Genomic DNA, 19530 nt, shown 5'->3' on the forward strand with positions numbered 1-19530 from the left:
TTTCACGGAAGAAGGTGTGGCCGCATGGCGAAACATCGTAAACCATCAAAGTGGAAAATCGTACTAGGGGTTGTAGCAGGCGTCATGACCTTGGTGCTCATCACGGGTGGCGCGTTCGTCTGGTCAATGGTAAAAGAAGTCGATGACACCGTCGCACAAGTGAATGACAACTTGAAAATCAGCAAAGAGCGCAAGCAGGTCGAGACCATTGAACGCAAAGAGTCTGTTTCCATTCTCTTGCTTGGGATCGACCGACGCGGGACCGAACAGGGACGGAGTGACTCAATCATCGTGCTGACACTCAATCCGGAACTTGATGAAGGAGCGATGCTCTCGATTCCCCGGGATACAAAGACTGAAATCGTCGGGAAAGGGACACGTGATAAGATCAATCATGCCTATGCGTTCGGTGGGGCCGAAATGGCAATGAATACGGTCGAGAATTTCCTCGACATCCCAATCGATTATGTCATCGAAACGGATATGGAGGCATTCAGCGACGTCGTGGATGCACTCGGAGGCATTACCGTCATGAATAAATTTGCGTTCTCGACAGAAGATTACACGTTTCCCGTTGGTGAGGTGACGTTAGACGGAGAAGCGGCACTTGATTACACCCGGATGCGCTATAACGATCCAAACGGTGACTTCGGACGTCAAGAACGTCAGCGTGATGTCGTCGCCGCCATCATCGAAAAAGGACGGACGGACTTCTCACTCGACAAGGTCACCGCGTTACTCGAGGTGGTCGGCGATCAGGCGAAGACGAATATCGAGCTCAATGAATTCGTCTCTTTGTCGACGGACTATATGAACGCGTTCCGCAACGCGAGTGTGTTACGGCTCGAGGGGGCGGGCGGATTAGAGGGGGACGGCATCTATTATTGGAATCCGGAATCTTCTTCGTTGAATGGCGTTCAGGAAGAGTTGAAACGATTGATGGAGTAAACTGTCTGACCCAAGTCGGACAGTTTTTTTGTGTTTCAAATGAAACGGAAAGTGGGAGAAATAAAGAGATACCAAGGAGGGATGAGTCATGAAATGGGAAACGATTGAAGAGGTACTCCACGAACTTGGGGAGACCTCGCAAGAAAAGTGGGAACGGTTGTTTGAGAAGTGGTCGGATCATCGTTGGCACGACCATGAACGCCCTTCTGAAAAAACAAACGTCTTGTTGGTGGATGCCGGTTTTATCCTGACTGACGGACGAGCGAACCTCGAGGCTCTCCATCAATGGTTAGCCGATCATGTCCAAACGACGGTGAGTGATCTCTATCTCGTCTCCCTGTTTCCGTATCAAACGAAACAACAGGACACAGCCATCGACTCGCGGGTGCAATTGTTCGAAGACTTAGGACGTTTCACCGATGAGTTCGATTTGATATACGAGATGACGCCTGAAGCATGGAATGAGTCACAACTCGACCTTGTCACCGTAACAGATGAACTGATTGAACGTCTGGCGTATGGAGCGACGAAAATCCGTGTCCATGTCGAGTCGTTTCGCGGAATAGAACCGGAACGAGTCAAACACATTCTCAAACTGTGGCGTACGATTATGCATACGTATAAGCCGAATGCACAGCTCATCGTTGCCAATGAACGTGTCGATTCAGTCCTAAACTTTGAGGAAGAGGCGGACGTCGTCTGTCATTTCGACTTATCCAGTCATGTCATTTTAGCGTTTGCGCAGGCCAATGTGACACGATTGACCGATTGGGCGAGACAAGTTCATTCACTGAGAGCCAATCAAACCTATTTCAATTTCCTATCTTCGGCGGAACGTGATCCGTTTGAGAAAAATCTGATGGACACTAACCCAGATGTGATTCTCGCAGCCCACAGTGTATTGTTGTCGCTTCAAGGGATTCCGTTGATTGATTACCGAACTTTATTTGGGGTGTCGCAACCGGTTGAACAGGAAGATCTCGTCCGAGCATTGAAACGCGATCCGGATCGACTTCGTGTCTATGAAGGGATATTGAGCCAATTGAATGTGAAACGACTCCACCCTGCCTTGTCCCCTTACATTAGTCAAGAGGTCCTAAATCTCGATCGGCGCGTTTTCGCTGTTAAGCGAACGCATCAAGAGGAGACCCTACTGTTATTGACGAATATGAGTGAAGAGACGGTGCAGACGGATTGTGAAGGGACGAGTCTCTTTACAGAAGAATGGATGACAAATGTAACGCTTCGCCCGTATGAATACGTTTGGCTAAAACAATCACACAATGGAGAGTGAACACTCATGATTGATGTACATTGTCATTTGTTGCCTGAAGTAGATGACGGACCACGTACAATGGAAGCATCCCTTCAACTCGCGAAACGTGCGGTGGAAGAGGGGGTGACATCGATTGTCGTGACACCACACGCGTATCATCCGTACTTTGAGACGCAGCATCATGACATCACGCAAGAAGTCGCGCATCTACAAAAACGACTCGATGATGAACAGATCCCCTTGACCTTGTATGTTGGACAAGAGATTCGAATTTTTGGAGAAATGGTCGAAGCGTTGGAGTCCGGAGAGGCACATTCGCTCGCTGGGTCACGATATGTCCTCGTGGAACTGCCGAGTCAAAGTCTACCAGCTTATACGGAGTCCTTATTCTTTCAACTGCAGGCGGCTGGATACGTTCCGATCATTGCGCATCCAGAGCGGAATCGAGAGTTTGCACTCCATCCCGAAAAATTGTACCATCTCGTATCAGCGGGTGCGCTGTCGCAAGTGACGACAAGCAGTTTGACAGGGCAGTTTGGAAGACAGGTCCGGGAACTCGCGCTCACGTTCATCAGTAACGGGTTGAGTCACATCGTCGCCTCCGATGCCCATAACGTGGAACATCGTGATTTCAATTGGTTAGCAGCAAGACAGGAAGTCATCAACGAACTAGGAGAAGAGATGTGGCAACAGCAGCTCCGCTTTACGGAGGCGATGTTAGCCGATGAACCGATTGCGGTGAATCCGCCTCATTTGCCAGAAAAAAACTGGCGAGGACGCTGGAAGTGGTAAATCAATTGCCCGATGACGGGGTAGAAAGGTGATGGCATGAAACAAGCGACGATTCAAAACGCCAACGGCATGATCCTATCCGCCATTGACTATGGCTGTGCGATGACGGAACTGACGGCCCCGGACCGGGAAGGGAATTTTGACTCGGTCATCTTGAAGTACGGGGACGTCTCTCAATACTTAGAAAATCCCGTTTATCTCGGGTCGGTCGTTGGGCGGATTGCCGGACGGATTCGTGACGCAAAGATTGAGGGTGTCGCCTTGACCCCAAGCGAGGCGTCCCATCATATTCACGGAGGCGACAAAGGCATCACGGCCCGTCACTGGGAGATGGACGCCGACGAACAGTGCATTCAGTTCACGTATCTCAGTCCGGACGGGGAAGAAGGATACCCGGGGAACGTCTTCTTTAAAGTGTTATATGAACTGACGGATGACAATGAACTGATTGTCACGATGACGGCGGAGACGGACCAACGGACGTGGGTCAACCTGAATCATCACAACTACTTCAATCTCGGCGGACGTCCGACTATCCACGACCATGAGCTGACGCTACCAGCCGATTCGGTCGGAGTGCTCGATGCGGAGTCACTACCGACAGGGGAGTTGCGGGATGTGAGCGGGACACCGTTCGACTTCCGAGACGGGAAAGCGGTTCGAGAGGCGCTCGAATCGGGAGACGAGGCGATTGACCGGGCGAGCGGTCTCGATCATCCGTTTATCTTGAAGGATGAATCGATTCGATTGCATGACCTGGTGAGCGGACGGACGATGACGGTCGAGACGAATCAACCGGTCATGGTCGTTTATACGGGAAACTTCCTCAGTGAAGAGACACCGGTGACGCTCAATGGTCGACAGAAACATAGCGCGATTTGTCTCGAGGCACAGGCGTTCCCGGACGCCCCGAACCATCCGGACATCGCGACCTCGATTGAACTGAAGCCGGGTGAACTGTATCATTCTCGGACAGTGTATCGATTTGGGGTGGAGCAATAAGAAAGGTCATCTCCTTGTTCTAAACGAAGGAGATGACCTTTCTTATATTTTGCATATCAATTAAGTCGTACGTAATAAAGGATTAAGATGTTTTTTTATTGCGTCTCATATATAAGAGAATGGCAATAATGAAGACAATTAATACAATGAAGCCGACAAAATACCATGTAGAGTCTATTGAATTGGAAGACTCTTCACTAGATGTTGCTTGATTATTCGAGAGTTCATCGATACTTGAACTATTTGTAAAAATAGCGCCATTTTGATTCTTCACTGCCACACTAAATGTTTCGTTTGGAAAAGCCAGCGTTTCAATAAGTGTTGAATCAATCGAATTTTGAGTTGACACAACAATCATTGCTTTTTCATCATTCCAAGGTGAAGGTTGGATCCATGCATACTCAGAAGACGTTTCAGGAATGAACCCATATTGTGCTAAGTCAATTTGATTGTTCTTCGTCACAATCCAATCTTCCTTGTGCTCGTTAAAGAGTGGACTTTGTTCCGGATTCCCTATTAAGAAAATCGATCGATCTGTCACCATATCTTCAGTTACATCACTAGAACGTACAAATTCGACTTGCTCTGTTAAAGGAGTAACAGGTATTCCGCTCATCACATCGGCCAAGTTTTGTAGTGACTGGATATTCGAGTCATCAGGAATGACGAATAGGACACCTGAATCTGTGGAGAAAAGGCTAGCCATATTTAAAAAGACTTCATTGTTTGCTTGTTCATTGCTTGTTGGGAGCGTAACTTGACTGTCACTAGAGATAAACATCCAACGCTCCAAGTCGTTCGCATTGCATGGTGCTTCTGAGCGAAGTCCATTTGCTTCGAACGATACATCTAAGAACGTCGCTTTTTTTAAGGTCGATGCATCAACTTGAATCGTATGATGTTGCCACTCATTCTCTTCATCTAGTTCTGTTAAAGGGATAGAATGAGGGACACCATTTACCCAAGCAATCAATTCAGGAGCAGAACCACCATTTTGAGCCGGCACTAAGTTTTCTGAAGCTTTAAAGCGAATATCTAGCTCCACTACAGATTTTTTATCGATAGCCGGTAACGGATAGTAATAGTTTGGACTCATTGCTTCACTGCCACTTAGCATCAAATCTGAGGCGCCAAGTGTTTGTAACGTAATCATATTTCCGTTCTCTTGAATAGATGGTGAACTGGATAAGATTAATCGGTCACCATTCAATTGTTGCCTTTGTTGAACAAGAAGGAGATGATTCAGAGTCCCTTCGAAAGCATTAGAATCTTCGGCAAGTACGAACATTGCATCGATAGCTGCATCTTTATCAGTTAAACGAGCTTGTTCGAACAAAACCTCTTCTTCTGTTGGAAGAGATTCAAGATTTTTAATTAAATCCTTTACCGGACCCGTAAATGAATCAGTCTGCCCAACAAATAGATATCGTCCATTCAATGCTTTTAGTTGTTGTTCATATTGAAGAGATACGTTATCTGGATCTGTGGCATCCCCCTGCAACTGGCGGTAAAGCAGAAGTCCTGCCTCTAATGACATGGTATCTGGTGAATCTGGTAGCACGACAGTTAACTTCTGATTCGTTGTTTGTGTGAAAGGACTTGGATAATCATTTAGTGAGAGTTCAGATTGATTCCCGATAGATACTAGACTAGAAGGGCGAACAGTAAACCAACTACCAGATGTGTTACCTGTGTCGCACATCCTGCCTTCTGTAATACCAGTGAATTGAACAGTGACTTCGTGTGTGCCTTTTGTCAAGTGTTCGTTCTGTAATGGGATTTTCACATTTCCTTCTGATGACTTTTTCGTTAATGCAACAGATTTGAGGGGTTCACCGTCAATTTCGATTGTTAGAGCAGACGGGGGAATTAACAATTCAGAATGCTCCCAATCAAGAGATAAATATTTAGTCGAATCTGCTTTTTCATTTCCTAGAAGAGTATACGTATAGGTTCTAGAAGATGTTTCTCCAGGTAATACCTCATCACTTGTCGTCAATAGGCGTTCACCTGCTTCATTTGTCGAATCAATCGGTAGTGAGGAACGCAATTCAGTAGCTGCATCAACAGAAGTTGTCGATAATAACAAGAATGTACTTAGTAAGTAAGGCATATAAGGTTTCATAAAATCCTCCTCTTCAGTCAAATCGGTCTGTTTTATACCATTTGACTTCTTGATTAAATAGCACGCGCTTCATTTCCAGGTAAAGCGAGTAAATGACAAGCACAATCCACAATTGGCTGTACGTGAAGTACATCAGAATAACGGTAAAGAAATTCTGCACATTAAATTCGGAGCGTTCGATACTGAGTGTGACGAATACTTCGGTCACAAATAGTAAAAATGCGAGAATCCATAAAATCAATGTGATATTTCCAACTTCTAAACCGATATCAACAAACAAATTAATCACAAATAGACTATTCGACAGAATCACGCCAAAGAAGAATAAAAAATAAGTGAAAAAGAAGTAAATGATATCGAAAACGATTTTCTTTCGTTTTAGCGAAAATAATTGACGCATGAATTTGAGAACAACGTATTGATTCCCGCGTGCCCAACGCGTTCGTTGTTTCCACCAAACTTTTAATGTTTGAGGTTCTTGTTCCCATGTGATTGCGGCAGGGAAGAATCGAATATGCCAACCAAGTTCATAGACTCGAATCGTGAGTTCGGTATCTTCTGCTAACGCTGCTTCATCCCAGCCGCCAAGTTCTTCAATAATGGAACGACGGATGGCGAAGTTGGTTCCAGGAATTGTGGCAATGTTAAACCACTTCCATCTACCTGCTTGTGCCATCCATTGAAAACAGATGGTCTCGATATTGATCAAACGAGTCAGCAATGTTTCATATGCATTGGTAACTCGGAATTTACCGACAACTGCTCCTGCATGAGGGTCATTTAATAGACCCATCACGAGATGATAGACACTATCTTTTTCGGGTGTGTTGTCTGCGTCGTATACGACGAGCACATCACCGGTAGATTGCGTCAATCCGTAATTTAAAGCAGAAGATTTGCCTTTACCCGCATAAGCAGGTGTAGTTTGTACAACATGAATAAAAGAATATTTGTCGGCGAACTGTTGAGCGATTTCTCCTGTTCGGTCAGATGAATTATCATTGATTAAAATGACTTCAAGTTTGTCATGCGGATAAGCGATACGAGCCATTGCCCGAAGCGTAGCAGCAATGACCATAGCTTCATTGTGTGCAGGTATTAAGACTGAGACTTTAGGTAGGTCTTTCATGTTTTTAGACCACTCAGAGATTGGATCACGAAACGTCATGAAGTGCCAAAACCCACCTTGCATTAAAAACATGTGGTATAGAAGCATCGTCCAAATCATGACGAGAGAGAACAGGAAGAGTACATTTGCCATGATTAACCACGCTCCTTAAATAATCGTTTTTTACGTTGCGTGCGAAGATAGAGGGTATAGACTAGAAACATCAGTACGGCAGTAAACGTGATGATCGCTAGAGCCCAAAGTGATTTTTCAAGAAAAGAGTTTGGCATATGCAATTTTAACTGACTCCATACAGGGGAACGATTGTCTTGAAGAGATATCGTTCCGTTTGAAGTTTGAATTGACACATCCTCTGTACGGACCCACTCATTTTGATTACGTAAATTTAACCACTGGAAGCCAGGTGTAGATTCCATCATATCTATAAGATCCGCCAAATGCTCCATGCCGATATACGGGTGATAGAATCCTCCAATCATGGATTCTCGAACAAGCATTAATTCATCGCGAGCCCGACGCATTTCGTCAACAGGTCTTGGTAAATCAGTTCTTACATACCCAATGGTTTCAGGGTACAAAGTCATCCCATGTAATAATGAAGGTTTTGAGATATAAGGGGTGGAACCCATTATTTCCCAATCGGTTTGACTCCATTGAATTTGTCCGAATATATTTGAAAATTGATTAGCGGTTAACTCATAACCAGAATGTGACATGGTGTAGTGTGGAGCTTCAAATCCTATAGGGTGAAGTCCTAACGTTACTAATTCATGAATTGAGTTTGTTAATTTTGAATTAATGTATGAGACTTGATCATTTAAAATGTTTTTACGATACATCTGATAATCTTTTTCATTGCTAAATGATTCTCTAAACTTTAGTGTTGGAGGGGTTTCGTTCTCAGCAACGAGGACAGGTTGATCGTTTTCTACATCCCAAAATTCGAATCCCTCTCCTGTTTCAGAAAAACGATATTGATGAGTATAACCATGAGAGATGACAGAGGCTCCTCGTTGCTCAAGCTCCTTAATTACTTTAAGTAATTCTGGGCGATCTGTGTAATGGACATTCTGTTGTGATTCTGGGTCAATATACACTGTAATGACAGCTAATATAAGTGGGATATCACGATTCAATAAGTATTCTCCTACTTCCTTGAGTAATGACGGGTCTGTACTAGGATTTATATCCTCTAATCTGATATATCCCAAATGTTCATTTTTTCCTTCTACGCTAAAGAAATCAAATAGGCTATCTGCTACAAGTAAAGAAGAGCGATTTAATAAGTTATAAATACCAGAATAAAAATAATTTTCTGATTGAACTATGATCGGTGTTTTCACATCTTGATGTATAAAACTTGCTTGTACGGTGTGGTCTCGATTCTCTACAGATAAAACAGTGTCGGCTAGTTCAAAAGTCAAACTCTTATTAGTACGTTCTTGATGAAACTTAGAGACACCTTGCTTTTTTTTCGTACTAATGTTTTTAAACGCATCAAGTTGATTTACATTAAATCCAATTCCATAAATTACAGAGCTCGATTGATTAATTTGTTTACGAGTCTCTAAAGGAATTGTTGAAGGATTTAAGCCAAAGTAAAAAAGATGGCTAGTTTCATCTAAAGAATCGATTGTGACTTCCGAATCTCGAAGAATTTCGATATTTTCAGTGAAGTGCGATACTAAGGCATCGAGTTTATATACTTCTGACGGTACTTCTTTTGATTTTGAACTGTAGATAATAGTAACGTTAGGACTTTTTGCGTGAGTGAGCTGTGGGATAAACAATATGAATAACACGAGAAACAGTACTTTATAGCGCATAGCTCTTCAACTCATTTCTCATTAATCCAAGTACTTCATCTGGAGATTCAATACCAGCTTCTTTTGTAACAGTATAGTGGGCAATATGATTAGTAAATGAGACCGTTTTGCCATTTGAAATGTCATAATCGCCAATCATATGTTTAAAGCGATTTAATATGATTTGCATGTTTTCTTCAGAAGCATATGGCAAAATCAGTGCGAATTCTTCTGTAGAAAGTCTGAATTTTTTATCTGTTGTTCGTGTGGACTGATGTAATCGTTCGCTAAAGAACTCTAAGAAGCGAACTGATTCGTCAGGACCATACAATTTCTTGAATTCAGAAAAATGATCAATTTGGTATAAAAGAATGGTGAAAGATTCCCCATGACGATTCGTCCGATCGATTTCTAACTGAAGTTCGAGTTCGAATCGACTCTCGTTATCAAGACCCGTTTCATCATCAATTGCAACGAGACGTTTTACTTTTTCTTTTAACGCTAAATTAAGCTGTACTAGTTGATTAATTTGTTCGTAGACGTTCCCACTTAGAACAACTAATCCAAGTAGCCATAATCCGTAATAAAATAAAGTAGCTTCTGAAAATAAAAATGTTTGGTCTGCCGGACGGAATACAACATTCCAGAAATAGAGACTACCAAATAGAAATAAAATGATTAGAGCAGTAAATAATCCCGCACGTAAACCTGTGAATAAACTAACAAACAAGGCAACTGCAATCAGAATCAATCCTTCACTTTGTACGTCTCCTAAATCGGGGATGAAAAGATAAAATAAAACGACCGCAATTAATAACAAACCTATATAAAAATTAATAAGATTCTTTTTACGGAATGAGGTATCCATCTAAAAGTCCTCCTTCTGCTAGTAAAGGTAATAAATTATCAAACGAATGAGTTTCTTTGTTCGATACGTCAATGTATCCACCGTAGTATTCGGATGACGAATCGGAAATCATAAACGTCTTTAAATGTTCCATAATTGTCTCAGCAAATTCCCTTTCGTCCCGTTCGAGTAAATAAAAAATAGCTAATGCGTATACGGCCTGCGATTCATAGTTTACAGCAGGTTCTTTAGAGTCAAGATCGTATCGCCCGTAAATGAGACCTTGATTGAACTGTTCTTTAAAAAAATTATAAAAAACGTCAGTTTCCAGATTGAATTGTTCATATCGAATGGCAACATAAAGTTGGTCAATCATGTTGATTTCATCATCGAAGTGGTACTTTTGATCAGATATCGAATATGACTTGGCGAAAAAAGGCCCTTGCAAAGGTGCTTCTTCGAGAAGGTGTTTGCTATTAAGATATAAATGATTCGAAGAAGGCATATAGCGTAAAGCTGCTTCATCTAAGTAACTAAGTGTCAAGACATCCCCGGTCTCATTCGTTGTTAAATCAACATAGTCTACGGGAAGGCCGTTTTTCACTCCTTTAGTTGCGAGGGATGTTGAGATTTTTTCTGCTAACTTTGCATAGGAAGGTTCGTTAAACACTTCTGCTGCTTTCGATAATGCATGAATGATCCGTGCATCATCAATCCAAGCGTTTACTGGGCTTGCTATGATGGCATCACCTGTTTGTTCAAGACGCCAACTGACTAAATCGGATTCATCTAGAAAATTGCGTTTAAAAATATTAATTTGATTATCGAATTCGTCTTTACGTTTTTGGTTTACTAAAAAAAGTAAATAAAGACCGAGAGATTCAGATAAAAATTCATGTTGTCGATCCGTGATATTTGTTCGAATGAGCCCTTCTTCGGTCAATAAATGTTTTCGAACGAATGATTCCGTTGCAAATTTACTCTCATATGACTTTAAAGGCGGATTTTCATTGGAACATCCAGTCAAAGTTAAAAATAATGCTGTTGAAAGAAAAACGAGTTGTCGCATAGATAGCCCCTTATAAAAATAAAATAGCATCATACTATAAATGTAAATTACCCATTTTATTGATGGATATATACACTTAAATGGATGAGATAATTTAATATATGTCTTTTTTAGGTATTTGAATATTATTTTCATAAAAATATTAATGGTCGATGATTATATTGGATATCGGCAGGTCTTCCATCAGTTTTAAGTAAGAAAACAAAGAATGAGTACTCATTGGAATTTCGTCCCTTTGACATAGTATTTCATACAAAGAAGATAATTACATCACGTATGTCGTATCAGCGATGAATTTAAAAAGTGAGGGGCTAACCCTCACTTTTTTGTTTTGTCTTCATGACTGCAACGAAAAAGAAGAAAGCGGAACGGCATCATGACATGATGTTGCGAAAAAATGATAAATCCTTCTTTCCAATTATCAAGATGAAGGGGGTAAGAAGGTACTACAGTTAACCTGCGCCTGATTTCGGTCATTTAATCTGTCTGTAGGGAGGAAACCAACATGAAGGAACAAACGACGATCGTGGGCGATCTCGTGGAAGTTCTCAAGAAAAGTAAGAAGTGGATGTTCGTGAGTATGGTTCTCGTCGGACTCCTGGCTTACTATGTGAGCACTTCATTCATCCAGCCGAAATATGAGGCGTCCACACAAGTTCTACTCGTTACACAACAAGAAGACAACCGCGTAGACAGTTCGGAAGTGTTATCCTCGCTCTCACTTGTCAATACGTATCGCGTCATCATGAAGAGTCCGGCTGTTCTTGAGAAAGTAAAAGAACAGGTGCCGAACGCACCAGACCCGCTCTCAGATGCGCTCACCGTAGAAAGTGAAGAGGAATCGCAAGTCATCAATGTGTTCGTCACCGCGAACGACCCCGTCGTGGCGGCGGAAACGGCCAATGTGATCAGTGAAGTGTTCGTTTCTGAAATCCCGGATCTGATGAACATCGACAACGTTCGAATTTTATCTCCAGCCGAAATTCCGGAGGCGCCGGTCTCGCCGAACGTGCTACTCAACACGGCGATCGGTCTATTCGCCGGATTCCTGCTAGGTGGATTCATCGGTCTGTTACGCCACGTCTTTGATAAACGCATTCGGAACGAGCAAGAAGCGGAACGGTTGCTGGACTTGCCGGTCATCGGGTCGATTCCGACAATCGAACGTCGGGATTTGAAAACGAAAAATGTGAAGGAAGCGACACCCCAAGTGAAAGGAGACGTTTCGCATGTTCGGTCGAAAAAAGAACGCCAATCGTCTTGATTATAAAAAACGGGATCTCGTCACGTTGGCGAATCCGAAGTCACCGATCTCTGAACAATATCGGACGATTCGAACCAATCTGGAGTTCACGTCCGTCGGTCATAAATTACAGATGATCACCATCACCTCCGCCTCGTCTGGGGAAGGGAAGTCGACCACGGCGGCGAACCTAGGGGTCGTCTATGCGCAACTCGGAAAAAATGTCGTCATCATCGATTGTGATATGCGTAAACCGACGGCACACCAAACGTTCCAGTTGTCAGCCCATGCGGGACTATCTACCGTATTGGCCGGTCGGGTCACCCTCGAACATGCGCTTCAAAAAACGGATATCCCGCGCCTGACTTTGCTTGCGGCCGGTCCAATCCCACCGAATCCGACCGAGTTGATTGCCTCGTCACGCATGACGGACCTCCTCAGTGATTTGCGTGAGCAGTTTGACATCGTGATCGTCGATACGCCTCCGATGATGCACGTCGCCGATGCTCGACTGTTGGCCAACGTATCCGACGGGACGATTCTCGTGATCGGCTGCGAGAACTCAGATCGTCAGCTCGTCCTGAAGGCGAAAGAACAACTTGAACGGACCGGGTCACAACTTCTCGGACTCGTGCTCAACAAGCGTTCTTCTCGTAATACGAACACTTACTACGCATACGAGTGAGGTGTCGGACATGAATATTCTTCACATCAATGCCATCAACGAAGTGAAAAGCACCGGTCGGATGTGTAAAGAGCTCGCATCCGTTCATGCCTCTTATGGACACCAAGTCCGAATCGCCCATGCGACCGGACCAGTGACCGAGAAAAGTGTGGTGGTTGGTCAGGCGTGGGAAACGAAACGGCATGCCCTCCATGCCCGCGTGACGGGGCGTCAAGGTTATACGTCCAAACGGTCGACTGCTGACTTAATCGCCTTCATGGACAGCTTCCGGCCGGACGTGGTTCACCTTCATAATCTACACGCCAATTACCTTCATCTCCAGACGCTGTTTGAGTATTTGGCGAAGCAGGACATTGCCACCGTCATGACGCTTCACGACTGCTGGCTATTCACCGGGAAATGTACGCACTACACGGCAGTCGGGTGTGAGCGCTGGAAGGACGGATGTGGACGATGCCCGCTCTTAAAAGAAGACATCCCGAGCTGGTTTTTAGACCGGACCGGCGAGATGTTGGCGGACAAGCGACAATGGTTCGATGCCATCCCACGCTTGGCAGTAGTCGGAGTGTCGGATTGGATCACGATGGAAGCCCACTTCTCGATTTTGCAACATGCGTCCATCATTCGTCGCATCCACAACTGGGTCGATTTGGAGACGTTCATGCCGAAAGAGCCAGGCCCACTTCGGGCACGCCTCGGGTTGACGGGACAACACATTCTTCTCGGGGTGGCAAGCCATTGGACCGAGGCGAAAGGACTGTCTGCATTCATAGAGTTGGCCAAGGCCAGACCGTCCGACCAAATCGTCTTAGTCGGACAGATGCCAGAACAACATGATCTGCCGGCGAATGTGCTTCACATTCAAGAGACACATGACCCGAGCGAATTGTCTTCGTACTATGCCGCGGCAGACGTCTTGTTGAACCTGTCAGAGGAAGAATCATTTGGAAATGTGACGGCAGAGGCACTCGCCTGTGGCACGCCAGTCCTCGTCCTCGATTCCACGGCCAGTCCGGAACTCGTGACCGAACGAACCGGCGTCGTCGTCGCCACGCGATCGGTCAACGATGTGATGGACGGGCTCGATCGTCTCCATCACGCCTCGATCTCACGAATCGCTTGTGCGAACGAAGCGCGTCAACGGTTCGACTTATTCGACCGGGCACAGGATTACCTGCACGTGTACGAGGAGCTGCAAACCGAGAAAGTGAGGAACGCTTTATGACACCACTCGTATCCATCATCATCCCCGTCTATAACGGGAGCGATTATTTACGGACATGTATCGACAGCGCCTTGGCTCAGACGCATCCTTCGATTGAAGTGATCGTCGTCAACGACGGTTCGACTGATGACGGGAAAACGGCGGCGATTGCGACAAGTTACGGCAAGCGAATTCGCTACGTGGAAAAGAAGAATGGGGGCGTCTCGAGTGCGTTGAATCGTGGGATTGAAGAGATGAACGGAGACTATTTCTCCTGGCTCAGTCACGATGACGTGTACGCACCGACAAAGATCGAACGACAGCTCGCCGCATTGCACGAGCAACATCTCCCGATGAACCAGACAATCGTCGTCACAGGGACGGCGTTCATTGACGAAAATGGGGAGGCGATCCGACGGGTGCAACGGAAAGTGAGCGGATTCTATTCGAGTCAGGACATGTTCCGTCACTTGCTGTTGTCCTCGACTTTGAACGGATGCGCGCTCTTGATTCCGCGACGAGCGTTCGAACATCGGCGTTTTTCGTTAGAGGACCGCTTCATTCAAGACTGGATCTGCTGGGTCGAGTTGGCGCTCGATGGGTTCGACTTTTACGTGATGCGTGAGCCGCTCGTCTATTCACGGATTCACGGCGAGCAACAGACGAAAAAAATCGCACATCGAGCCACGATGGAATCGAATCGCTATCTGAAGCGGCTACTCCAGGACGTCGAGGTGCGTGATAACGGAGAGGAATTGACCGCCATCATTCTGAAGCACACGTTTAAAGAAAATGCGGTGGACGTACGGGAACAGTACTTAACGACACATGATGTGAATCGTTACTTTGGACCGCTGGAATATCGGTGGCTTCGCTGGAACGGTATCCTGTTTTCAAACCTGCTGTCTCTATATCGAGGGATGACCAATCTGATTTATCGCTAGAAAGGAGGGGTTGAGATGACGATCTATTTAGTCAATATGGCGCTGTTGGTCGGTTGGGGACTGTTGTTGATTCGTCACGAGATTCCGAGTCGCCGTGCTTGGTTCGTATCTTTCGCCACGATTCAATGGATCGTCTTGTCAGGCTTCCGAGACGTCACCGTCGGGGCAGATACCGCACAGTACAAGGCACTCTTCCTTCAGTCGCAAACGTTACCGCTCGGTGCGTTCACTGACCGCTTCTTTGAAATCGTCTTCACGGAGAGCGAGGACCCGGGTTTCTACCTGTTCCAACGTCTCATCCAGTATGTGATTACGGACTATCAAGTGTATCTCGTGCTCATCGCGATGATTTTCATGATCCCACTCGGCTATTTCATCTACAAATACTCGAGCGAACCGCTCATCAGTTTCTTGCTCTTTTCGGTCCTCTTCTACGAATTCTTCGCCGTCACCGGCTTACGCCAAACAGTGGCGACCGCGCTCGTCGTGCTCGTCGGATACCATTTCGTGCGGGCGCGGAAGTTGGGCTGGTTCCTTCTGCTCGTATGCATCGCCATGACGATTCATAAATCCTCGCTCATCTTCGTCCCGTTCTACTTTATAGCGAACAAGCAACTGACCAAAGCGTATTTGATGACCATGTTCGGGGTCATCGTCGGATTGTTCGTCTTTCGGAATCCATTCTTCGACCTGCTCGTCCAAATGTCTGGTTACGATACGTACAGCGCCATGGACGGCGCCGGGGCGGTCAACTTCAGTCTGATGTTGCTCTCCGTCCTCTTCGTAGCATTATGGCGAAAAGATCAAATTCTAGCGAAAAATCCATCTGCCATCCATTTCTTCAACGCGTTGTTACTCGCAGCCTGTCTCTTGCCGTTGACGTTCTTGAACCCATCCATGATGAGGCTCGTCCAATACTTCTCGCTCTTCCTGCTGTTGATGATTCCGGAGATTGTCGGCACGTTCGAGCGGCGGGAACGACTCGTCGTCTATTACTCGGCGGTCATGTTGCTCGGTCTCTTGTTCATTCGCGAAGCGCCGGTGTATTCGTTCTTTTGGTAACACGAGGAGGTGAAGCATATGTCGACACGCATGACGCTAGACGAGGCAGCCAGTAACCGCAAAATCAAGATCGGGGCGGTCATGTCCTACACGCAAATCTTTTTCGGCATCTTATCCGGTCTCATCTATACGCCGTGGATGATTCATGAGATCGGGCAGGCGAGTTACGGGTTGTATATGCTGACCATCTCGCTCATCAGTATGTTCGCGATGGACTTCGGGCTCGATGCGGCCGTCTCACGATTCATGAGCAAGTATATGGCGGAGGGGGACCACGAGCGGGCAGGACGATTTTTAGGCATCGCCTATAAACTGTTCATCGCCATCTCACTCGTCCTCTTCCTCATCCTCACCGTCGTCTACTTCTTCTTGGACTCGATTTACTCGAGTTTGACGGCGACCGAGCTCGAACAGTTGAAAGTCCTCTATGTGATCGCGGGACTGTTCATCGTCGTCTCGTTCCCGACGAAGCCATTCTCTGGCATTCTCGTATCCCATGAACAATTCCTCTTCTCGAGTGCCCTGCATCTCGCTGAGAAGGTCGGGACGGTCGCTTTGATGGTCACCGCGCTTCTTCTCGGCTATGGGTTGTATGCCCTCGTCATCGTCAATGCGCTGGTAGGCACAATCGTCTTACTCATCGAGTACGTCTTCATTCGGCGCAAGACTCTCGTCCGCGCCAACTTTCAGAATCGAGAGAAAGGGATATATCGGGACATCTTTAGCTTCACGTCCTGGAGCACGATCACGCTCGTCGCCCAACGCTTCGTGTTGAACATCACCCCGAGCCTACTGGGGATTCTAGCAGGCAGTGCCTCGATTGCCCTCTTTTCCGTCGGGATGGTCATCGAAGGGTATGTCTGGACCATCGCGGCCTCGCTCGGTTACTTATTCCTTCCGAAGGTCAGTCGAATGTTGTCCCGAAACGATCGTGAGGCCATCGGCTACCTCTTCGTCCGTATCGGTCGGATTCAACTGTATATCGTCGGACTCATCCTCGCCTCGTTCTTCATCCTCGGTCGCGAGTTCATGCACCTATGGGTCGGACCAGACTTCACCGACTCCTACGTCATCGCCCTTCTCTTGATTGCACCGAGTGTGATCACGTTGACGCAAGACATCGGCAATACGACACTCATTGCCGAGAACAAAGTGAAGTATCGGGCGTTCGCTGCCCTCATCGTGGCCGCCATCAGTATGACGCTCTCACCACTGTTGATTCCACACTTTGGTCCGATCGGTGCGGCCATCGCCATTTGTATCGGCAACATCGTCGGACTCGTCTTCTATATGAACGTGATTTACCATCGGGTCCTCGGTCTCGACATCCTCGACTTTTTCCGCAAGTGCCATCTGAAGCTCTTGCCCGGTATTCTCCTGTACACGCTCATCGGCTGGGGGATCCAGTTCTTCTTCCCGTCCTCGAATTGGTTCGGCTTCGGGGTGAAGGGAATCGTGCTCATCAGTATTTACGCCGTAATCATGTGGGGACTCGCATTTGATGAGACGGAGAAAGCCATGTTCCGCCAAGTGTTCGCTCAATTGAAACTACGCATCCTATCCATTCACCATACATCCTAGGAGGGAACAAGATGAAACGACTCAAGGTCATGACGATTGTTGGTACCAGACCCGAAATCATTCGATTGTCCGCCGTGATGGCACGTCTCGAAGCCTCCGAGGCAATCGATCATGTGCTCGTTCATACGGGACAAAACTATGATTACGAATTGAATCAGATTTTCTTTGAAGACTTCGGACTCCGGACACCGGATTATGTGTTAGACGCCTCAGCGGATGGTCCGATGGCGACGATCGGGAATATCCTCATCGCCATCGATCCCGTGCTCGCATCTGTTCGTCCGGACGCGGTCTTGTTACTCGGGGACACGAACAGCTGTCTCGCAGCCATCGCCGCAAAACGTCATCACATTCCCATCTTCCATATGGAGGCGGGGAATCGTTGTTTTGACGAACGGGTCCCGGAAGAGACGAATCGTCGCATCGTCGACCATATCGCCGACATCAATCTGACCTATAGCGATATCGCACGCGAGTATCTACTTCGTGAAGGGTTACCGGCGGACCGCATCATCAAGACGGGGAGCCCGATGTACGAGGTACTCCACCGACAACGGGAGAAGATCGAGCGGTCAGACGTGCTCGAGCGGCTCGACTTGGAGCGAGATGCCTATTTCGTCGTATCGGCCCATCGCGATGAAAACATCAGTGATGATGAGAACTTTTTCGATCTGGTCGACACGCTCAATGCGGTCGCGACCACGTACCAGCTCCCTCTCATCGTCAGCACCCACCCCCGGACGGCAAACCGTATTCGTGAGAGCGGGGTGCGTCTCCATCCGAACATTCGCACCCTCAAACCGCTCGGCTTCAGTGACTACGTCCACCTGCAACTCCATGCGAAGGCCGTGTTGTCGGACAGCGGTACCATCAGTGAAGAGAGCTCGATTCTTGGGATCAAAGGGTTGAATATCCGACAAGCGCATGAGCGTCCGGAGGCGATGGAAGAAGGGGCGGCAATGATGGTCGGATTGAAGCGGGAGCGAGTGCTTCAGGCGCTTCAAATCTTAGAAGAGACGGAAGGTCCGATGCGACTCGTGAACGATTACGCCATGCCGAACGTCTCCGATAAGGTGCTCCGCATCTTGTTGTCCTACACGGACTATGTGATGCGAGAAGTGTGGAAGCAACATACGGTGTCGACCGAGAAGAAAGAGGTGTGAGCCATGGACTATATGACGTTCAAGCGAATCTTCGACGGGACGCTCAGCGGAGTGGCGCTCCTTCTTCTCGCACCGTTCCTGCTCCTCATCGCCCTCTTGATCAAAATTGATTCGAGGGGTCCCATCTTCTTCAAACAGGAGCGCATCGGGTTACGGGAGACACGTTTTTGGATGTATAAGTTCCGGACGATGCATCAGGACACCCCGAACGATGTCCCGACACATCTGTTTAACGACTCCACGAAACATATCACGCGCGTCGGGGCGTTTCTTCGCAAGACGAGTCTCGATGAATTGCCACAGCTCGTGAACATTTTAAAAGGCGAGATGGCCATCGTCGGACCGAGACCCGCACTGTGGAACCAAGACGACTTGGTCGAGGCCCGTCGACAAGTGGGTGCGACGGAAGCGCTGCCGGGGCTGACCGGATGGGCACAGGTGAAGGGTCGAGATGAGCTTCCGATTGAGGTGAAGGCGAAACTCGACGGGGAGTACGTGCGCCAGATGAGCTTTTGGTTCGATCTGCGCTGTATCGCCTTGACCGTTCGGAACGTCTTGCTCCGGGAAGGAATCGTGGAAGGGGCACCCCCACCGAGCCCGTCGTCTGAAGAAAAGAAGATGATGCATGTTGCGAAAAAATGATAACGGTTTCCAT

17 protein-coding genes are annotated in these 19530 nt (G+C 46.7%); 12 read left to right on the forward strand and 5 right to left on the reverse strand.

Going from position 1 to position 19530, the window contains the following annotated elements:
* The first annotated feature begins 24 nt into the window (after nt 1-24).
* From KNO69_RS01805 to KNO69_RS01820, 4 genes are all read left to right on the forward strand, one after another.
* Nucleotides 25-948 (forward strand): LCP family glycopolymer transferase, encoded by a 924-nt coding sequence (locus KNO69_RS01805; protein WP_214815594.1) that lies wholly within the window; start codon nt 25-27, stop codon nt 946-948.
* 88 nt (nt 949-1036) lie between these two features.
* Entirely contained in the window at nt 1037-2242 is a 1206-nt protein-coding gene (locus tag KNO69_RS01810) for an alpha-amylase family glycosyl hydrolase (protein ID WP_214815597.1), read from the forward strand.
* 6 nt (nt 2243-2248) lie between these two features.
* Nucleotides 2249-3016 carry a tyrosine-protein phosphatase gene (locus tag KNO69_RS01815; protein WP_214815600.1) on the forward strand — a complete coding sequence of 256 codons (768 nt, stop codon included), beginning with the start codon at nt 2249-2251 and terminating at the stop codon, nt 3014-3016.
* 36 nt (nt 3017-3052) lie between these two features.
* Entirely contained in the window at nt 3053-4018 is a 966-nt protein-coding gene (locus KNO69_RS01820) for an aldose epimerase family protein (RefSeq protein WP_214815603.1), read from the forward strand.
* 82 nt (nt 4019-4100) lie between these two features.
* Here KNO69_RS01820 and KNO69_RS01825 read toward each other — a convergent pair whose 3' ends face one another.
* From KNO69_RS01825 to KNO69_RS01845, 5 genes are read right to left on the reverse strand one after another with little or no spacing between them, the layout of a single operon-like run.
* Nucleotides 4101-6143, reverse strand: coding sequence for a cellulose biosynthesis cyclic di-GMP-binding regulatory protein BcsB (locus KNO69_RS01825; RefSeq protein ID WP_214815606.1), 2043 nt, complete (start codon nt 6141-6143; stop codon nt 4101-4103).
* A gap of 13 nt (nt 6144-6156) precedes the next feature.
* A complete protein-coding gene (locus KNO69_RS01830; protein WP_214815609.1) occupies nt 6157-7404 on the reverse strand; it encodes a glycosyltransferase family 2 protein in 1248 nt (415 codons plus the stop codon).
* 2 nt (nt 7405-7406) lie between these two features.
* The gene (locus KNO69_RS01835) at nt 7407-9098 is read right to left on the reverse strand and encodes a DUF2334 domain-containing protein (protein WP_214815612.1); all 1692 of its coding nucleotides are present in this window, start codon (nt 9096-9098) and stop codon (nt 7407-7409) included.
* Nucleotides 9088-9945, reverse strand: coding sequence for a GGDEF domain-containing protein (locus KNO69_RS01840; RefSeq protein ID WP_214815615.1), 858 nt, complete (start codon nt 9943-9945; stop codon nt 9088-9090). The genes KNO69_RS01835 and KNO69_RS01840 overlap by 11 nt, the downstream gene beginning before the upstream one ends.
* On the reverse strand, nt 9926-10993 hold the full coding sequence (locus tag KNO69_RS01845; RefSeq protein ID WP_214815618.1) for a glycosyl hydrolase lipoprotein: 1068 nt from the start codon (nt 10991-10993) through the stop codon (nt 9926-9928). Before KNO69_RS01845 ends, KNO69_RS01840 begins: the two co-directional genes overlap by 20 nt.
* 505 nt (nt 10994-11498) lie before the next feature.
* On the opposite strand from KNO69_RS01845, the gene KNO69_RS01850 reads away from it, so the two are divergent.
* From KNO69_RS01850 to KNO69_RS01885, 8 genes are read left to right on the forward strand one after another with little or no spacing between them, the layout of a single operon-like run.
* Nucleotides 11499-12257 carry a YveK family protein gene (locus tag KNO69_RS01850; protein WP_078147569.1) on the forward strand — a complete coding sequence of 253 codons (759 nt, stop codon included), beginning with the start codon at nt 11499-11501 and terminating at the stop codon, nt 12255-12257.
* Nucleotides 12223-12921 (forward strand): CpsD/CapB family tyrosine-protein kinase, encoded by a 699-nt coding sequence (locus KNO69_RS01855; RefSeq protein ID WP_214815621.1) that lies wholly within the window; start codon nt 12223-12225, stop codon nt 12919-12921. The genes KNO69_RS01850 and KNO69_RS01855 overlap by 35 nt, the downstream gene beginning before the upstream one ends.
* A 10-nt stretch (nt 12922-12931) precedes the next feature.
* Entirely contained in the window at nt 12932-14146 is a 1215-nt protein-coding gene (locus KNO69_RS01860; RefSeq protein WP_214815624.1) for a glycosyltransferase, read from the forward strand.
* Nucleotides 14143-15069, forward strand: a complete 927-nt coding sequence (locus KNO69_RS01865) for a glycosyltransferase family 2 protein (RefSeq protein WP_214815627.1) — start codon at nt 14143-14145, stop codon at nt 15067-15069. Before KNO69_RS01860 ends, KNO69_RS01865 begins: the two co-directional genes overlap by 4 nt.
* Nucleotides 15070-15084: 15 nt before the next feature.
* Entirely contained in the window at nt 15085-16131 is a 1047-nt protein-coding gene (locus tag KNO69_RS01870; RefSeq protein ID WP_214815630.1) for an EpsG family protein, read from the forward strand.
* Between the two features lie 18 nt (nt 16132-16149).
* The gene (locus KNO69_RS01875) at nt 16150-17712 is read left to right on the forward strand and encodes an oligosaccharide flippase family protein (RefSeq protein WP_074035903.1); all 1563 of its coding nucleotides are present in this window, start codon (nt 16150-16152) and stop codon (nt 17710-17712) included.
* Nucleotides 17713-17723: 11 nt separating this feature from the next.
* A complete protein-coding gene (gene wecB, locus KNO69_RS01880; RefSeq protein WP_214815633.1) occupies nt 17724-18875 on the forward strand; it encodes a non-hydrolyzing UDP-N-acetylglucosamine 2-epimerase in 1152 nt (383 codons plus the stop codon).
* A 3-nt stretch (nt 18876-18878) separates the two neighbouring features.
* Nucleotides 18879-19517, forward strand: coding sequence for a sugar transferase (locus KNO69_RS01885; RefSeq protein ID WP_214815636.1), 639 nt, complete (start codon nt 18879-18881; stop codon nt 19515-19517).
* The last annotated feature ends 13 nt before the right edge of the window (nt 19518-19530 follow it).

This window comes from Exiguobacterium sp. s131 (assembly GCF_018617345.1).
Lineage (GTDB): Bacteria > Bacillota > Bacilli > Exiguobacteriales > Exiguobacteriaceae > Exiguobacterium > Exiguobacterium profundum.

Bases quoted from the DNA above. Each gene is read 5' to 3' on its own strand.
- KNO69_RS01805 (WP_214815594.1), top strand. From the start codon at position 25: ATGGCGAAACATCGTAAACCATCAAAGTGGAAAATCGTACTAGGGGTT.
- KNO69_RS01810 (WP_214815597.1), top strand. From the start codon at position 1,037: ATGAAATGGGAAACGATTGAAGAGGTACTCCACGAACTTGGGGAGACC.
- KNO69_RS01815 (WP_214815600.1), top strand. From the start codon at position 2,249: ATGATTGATGTACATTGTCATTTGTTGCCTGAAGTAGATGACGGACCA.
- KNO69_RS01820 (WP_214815603.1), top strand. From the start codon at position 3,053: ATGAAACAAGCGACGATTCAAAACGCCAACGGCATGATCCTATCCGCC.
- KNO69_RS01825 (WP_214815606.1), bottom strand. From the start codon at position 6,143: ATGAAACCTTATATGCCTTACTTACTAAGTACATTCTTGTTATTATCG.
- KNO69_RS01830 (WP_214815609.1), bottom strand. From the start codon at position 7,404: ATGGCAAATGTACTCTTCCTGTTCTCTCTCGTCATGATTTGGACGATG.
- KNO69_RS01835 (WP_214815612.1), bottom strand. From the start codon at position 9,098: ATGCGCTATAAAGTACTGTTTCTCGTGTTATTCATATTGTTTATCCCA.
- KNO69_RS01840 (WP_214815615.1), bottom strand. From the start codon at position 9,945: ATGGATACCTCATTCCGTAAAAAGAATCTTATTAATTTTTATATAGGT.
- KNO69_RS01845 (WP_214815618.1), bottom strand. From the start codon at position 10,993: ATGCGACAACTCGTTTTTCTTTCAACAGCATTATTTTTAACTTTGACT.
- KNO69_RS01850 (WP_078147569.1), top strand. From the start codon at position 11,499: ATGAAGGAACAAACGACGATCGTGGGCGATCTCGTGGAAGTTCTCAAG.
- KNO69_RS01855 (WP_214815621.1), top strand. From the start codon at position 12,223: ATGTTCGGTCGAAAAAAGAACGCCAATCGTCTTGATTATAAAAAACGG.
- KNO69_RS01860 (WP_214815624.1), top strand. From the start codon at position 12,932: ATGAATATTCTTCACATCAATGCCATCAACGAAGTGAAAAGCACCGGT.
- KNO69_RS01865 (WP_214815627.1), top strand. From the start codon at position 14,143: ATGACACCACTCGTATCCATCATCATCCCCGTCTATAACGGGAGCGAT.
- KNO69_RS01870 (WP_214815630.1), top strand. From the start codon at position 15,085: ATGACGATCTATTTAGTCAATATGGCGCTGTTGGTCGGTTGGGGACTG.
- KNO69_RS01875 (WP_074035903.1), top strand. From the start codon at position 16,150: ATGTCGACACGCATGACGCTAGACGAGGCAGCCAGTAACCGCAAAATC.
- wecB (WP_214815633.1), top strand. From the start codon at position 17,724: ATGAAACGACTCAAGGTCATGACGATTGTTGGTACCAGACCCGAAATC.
- KNO69_RS01885 (WP_214815636.1), top strand. From the start codon at position 18,879: ATGGACTATATGACGTTCAAGCGAATCTTCGACGGGACGCTCAGCGGA.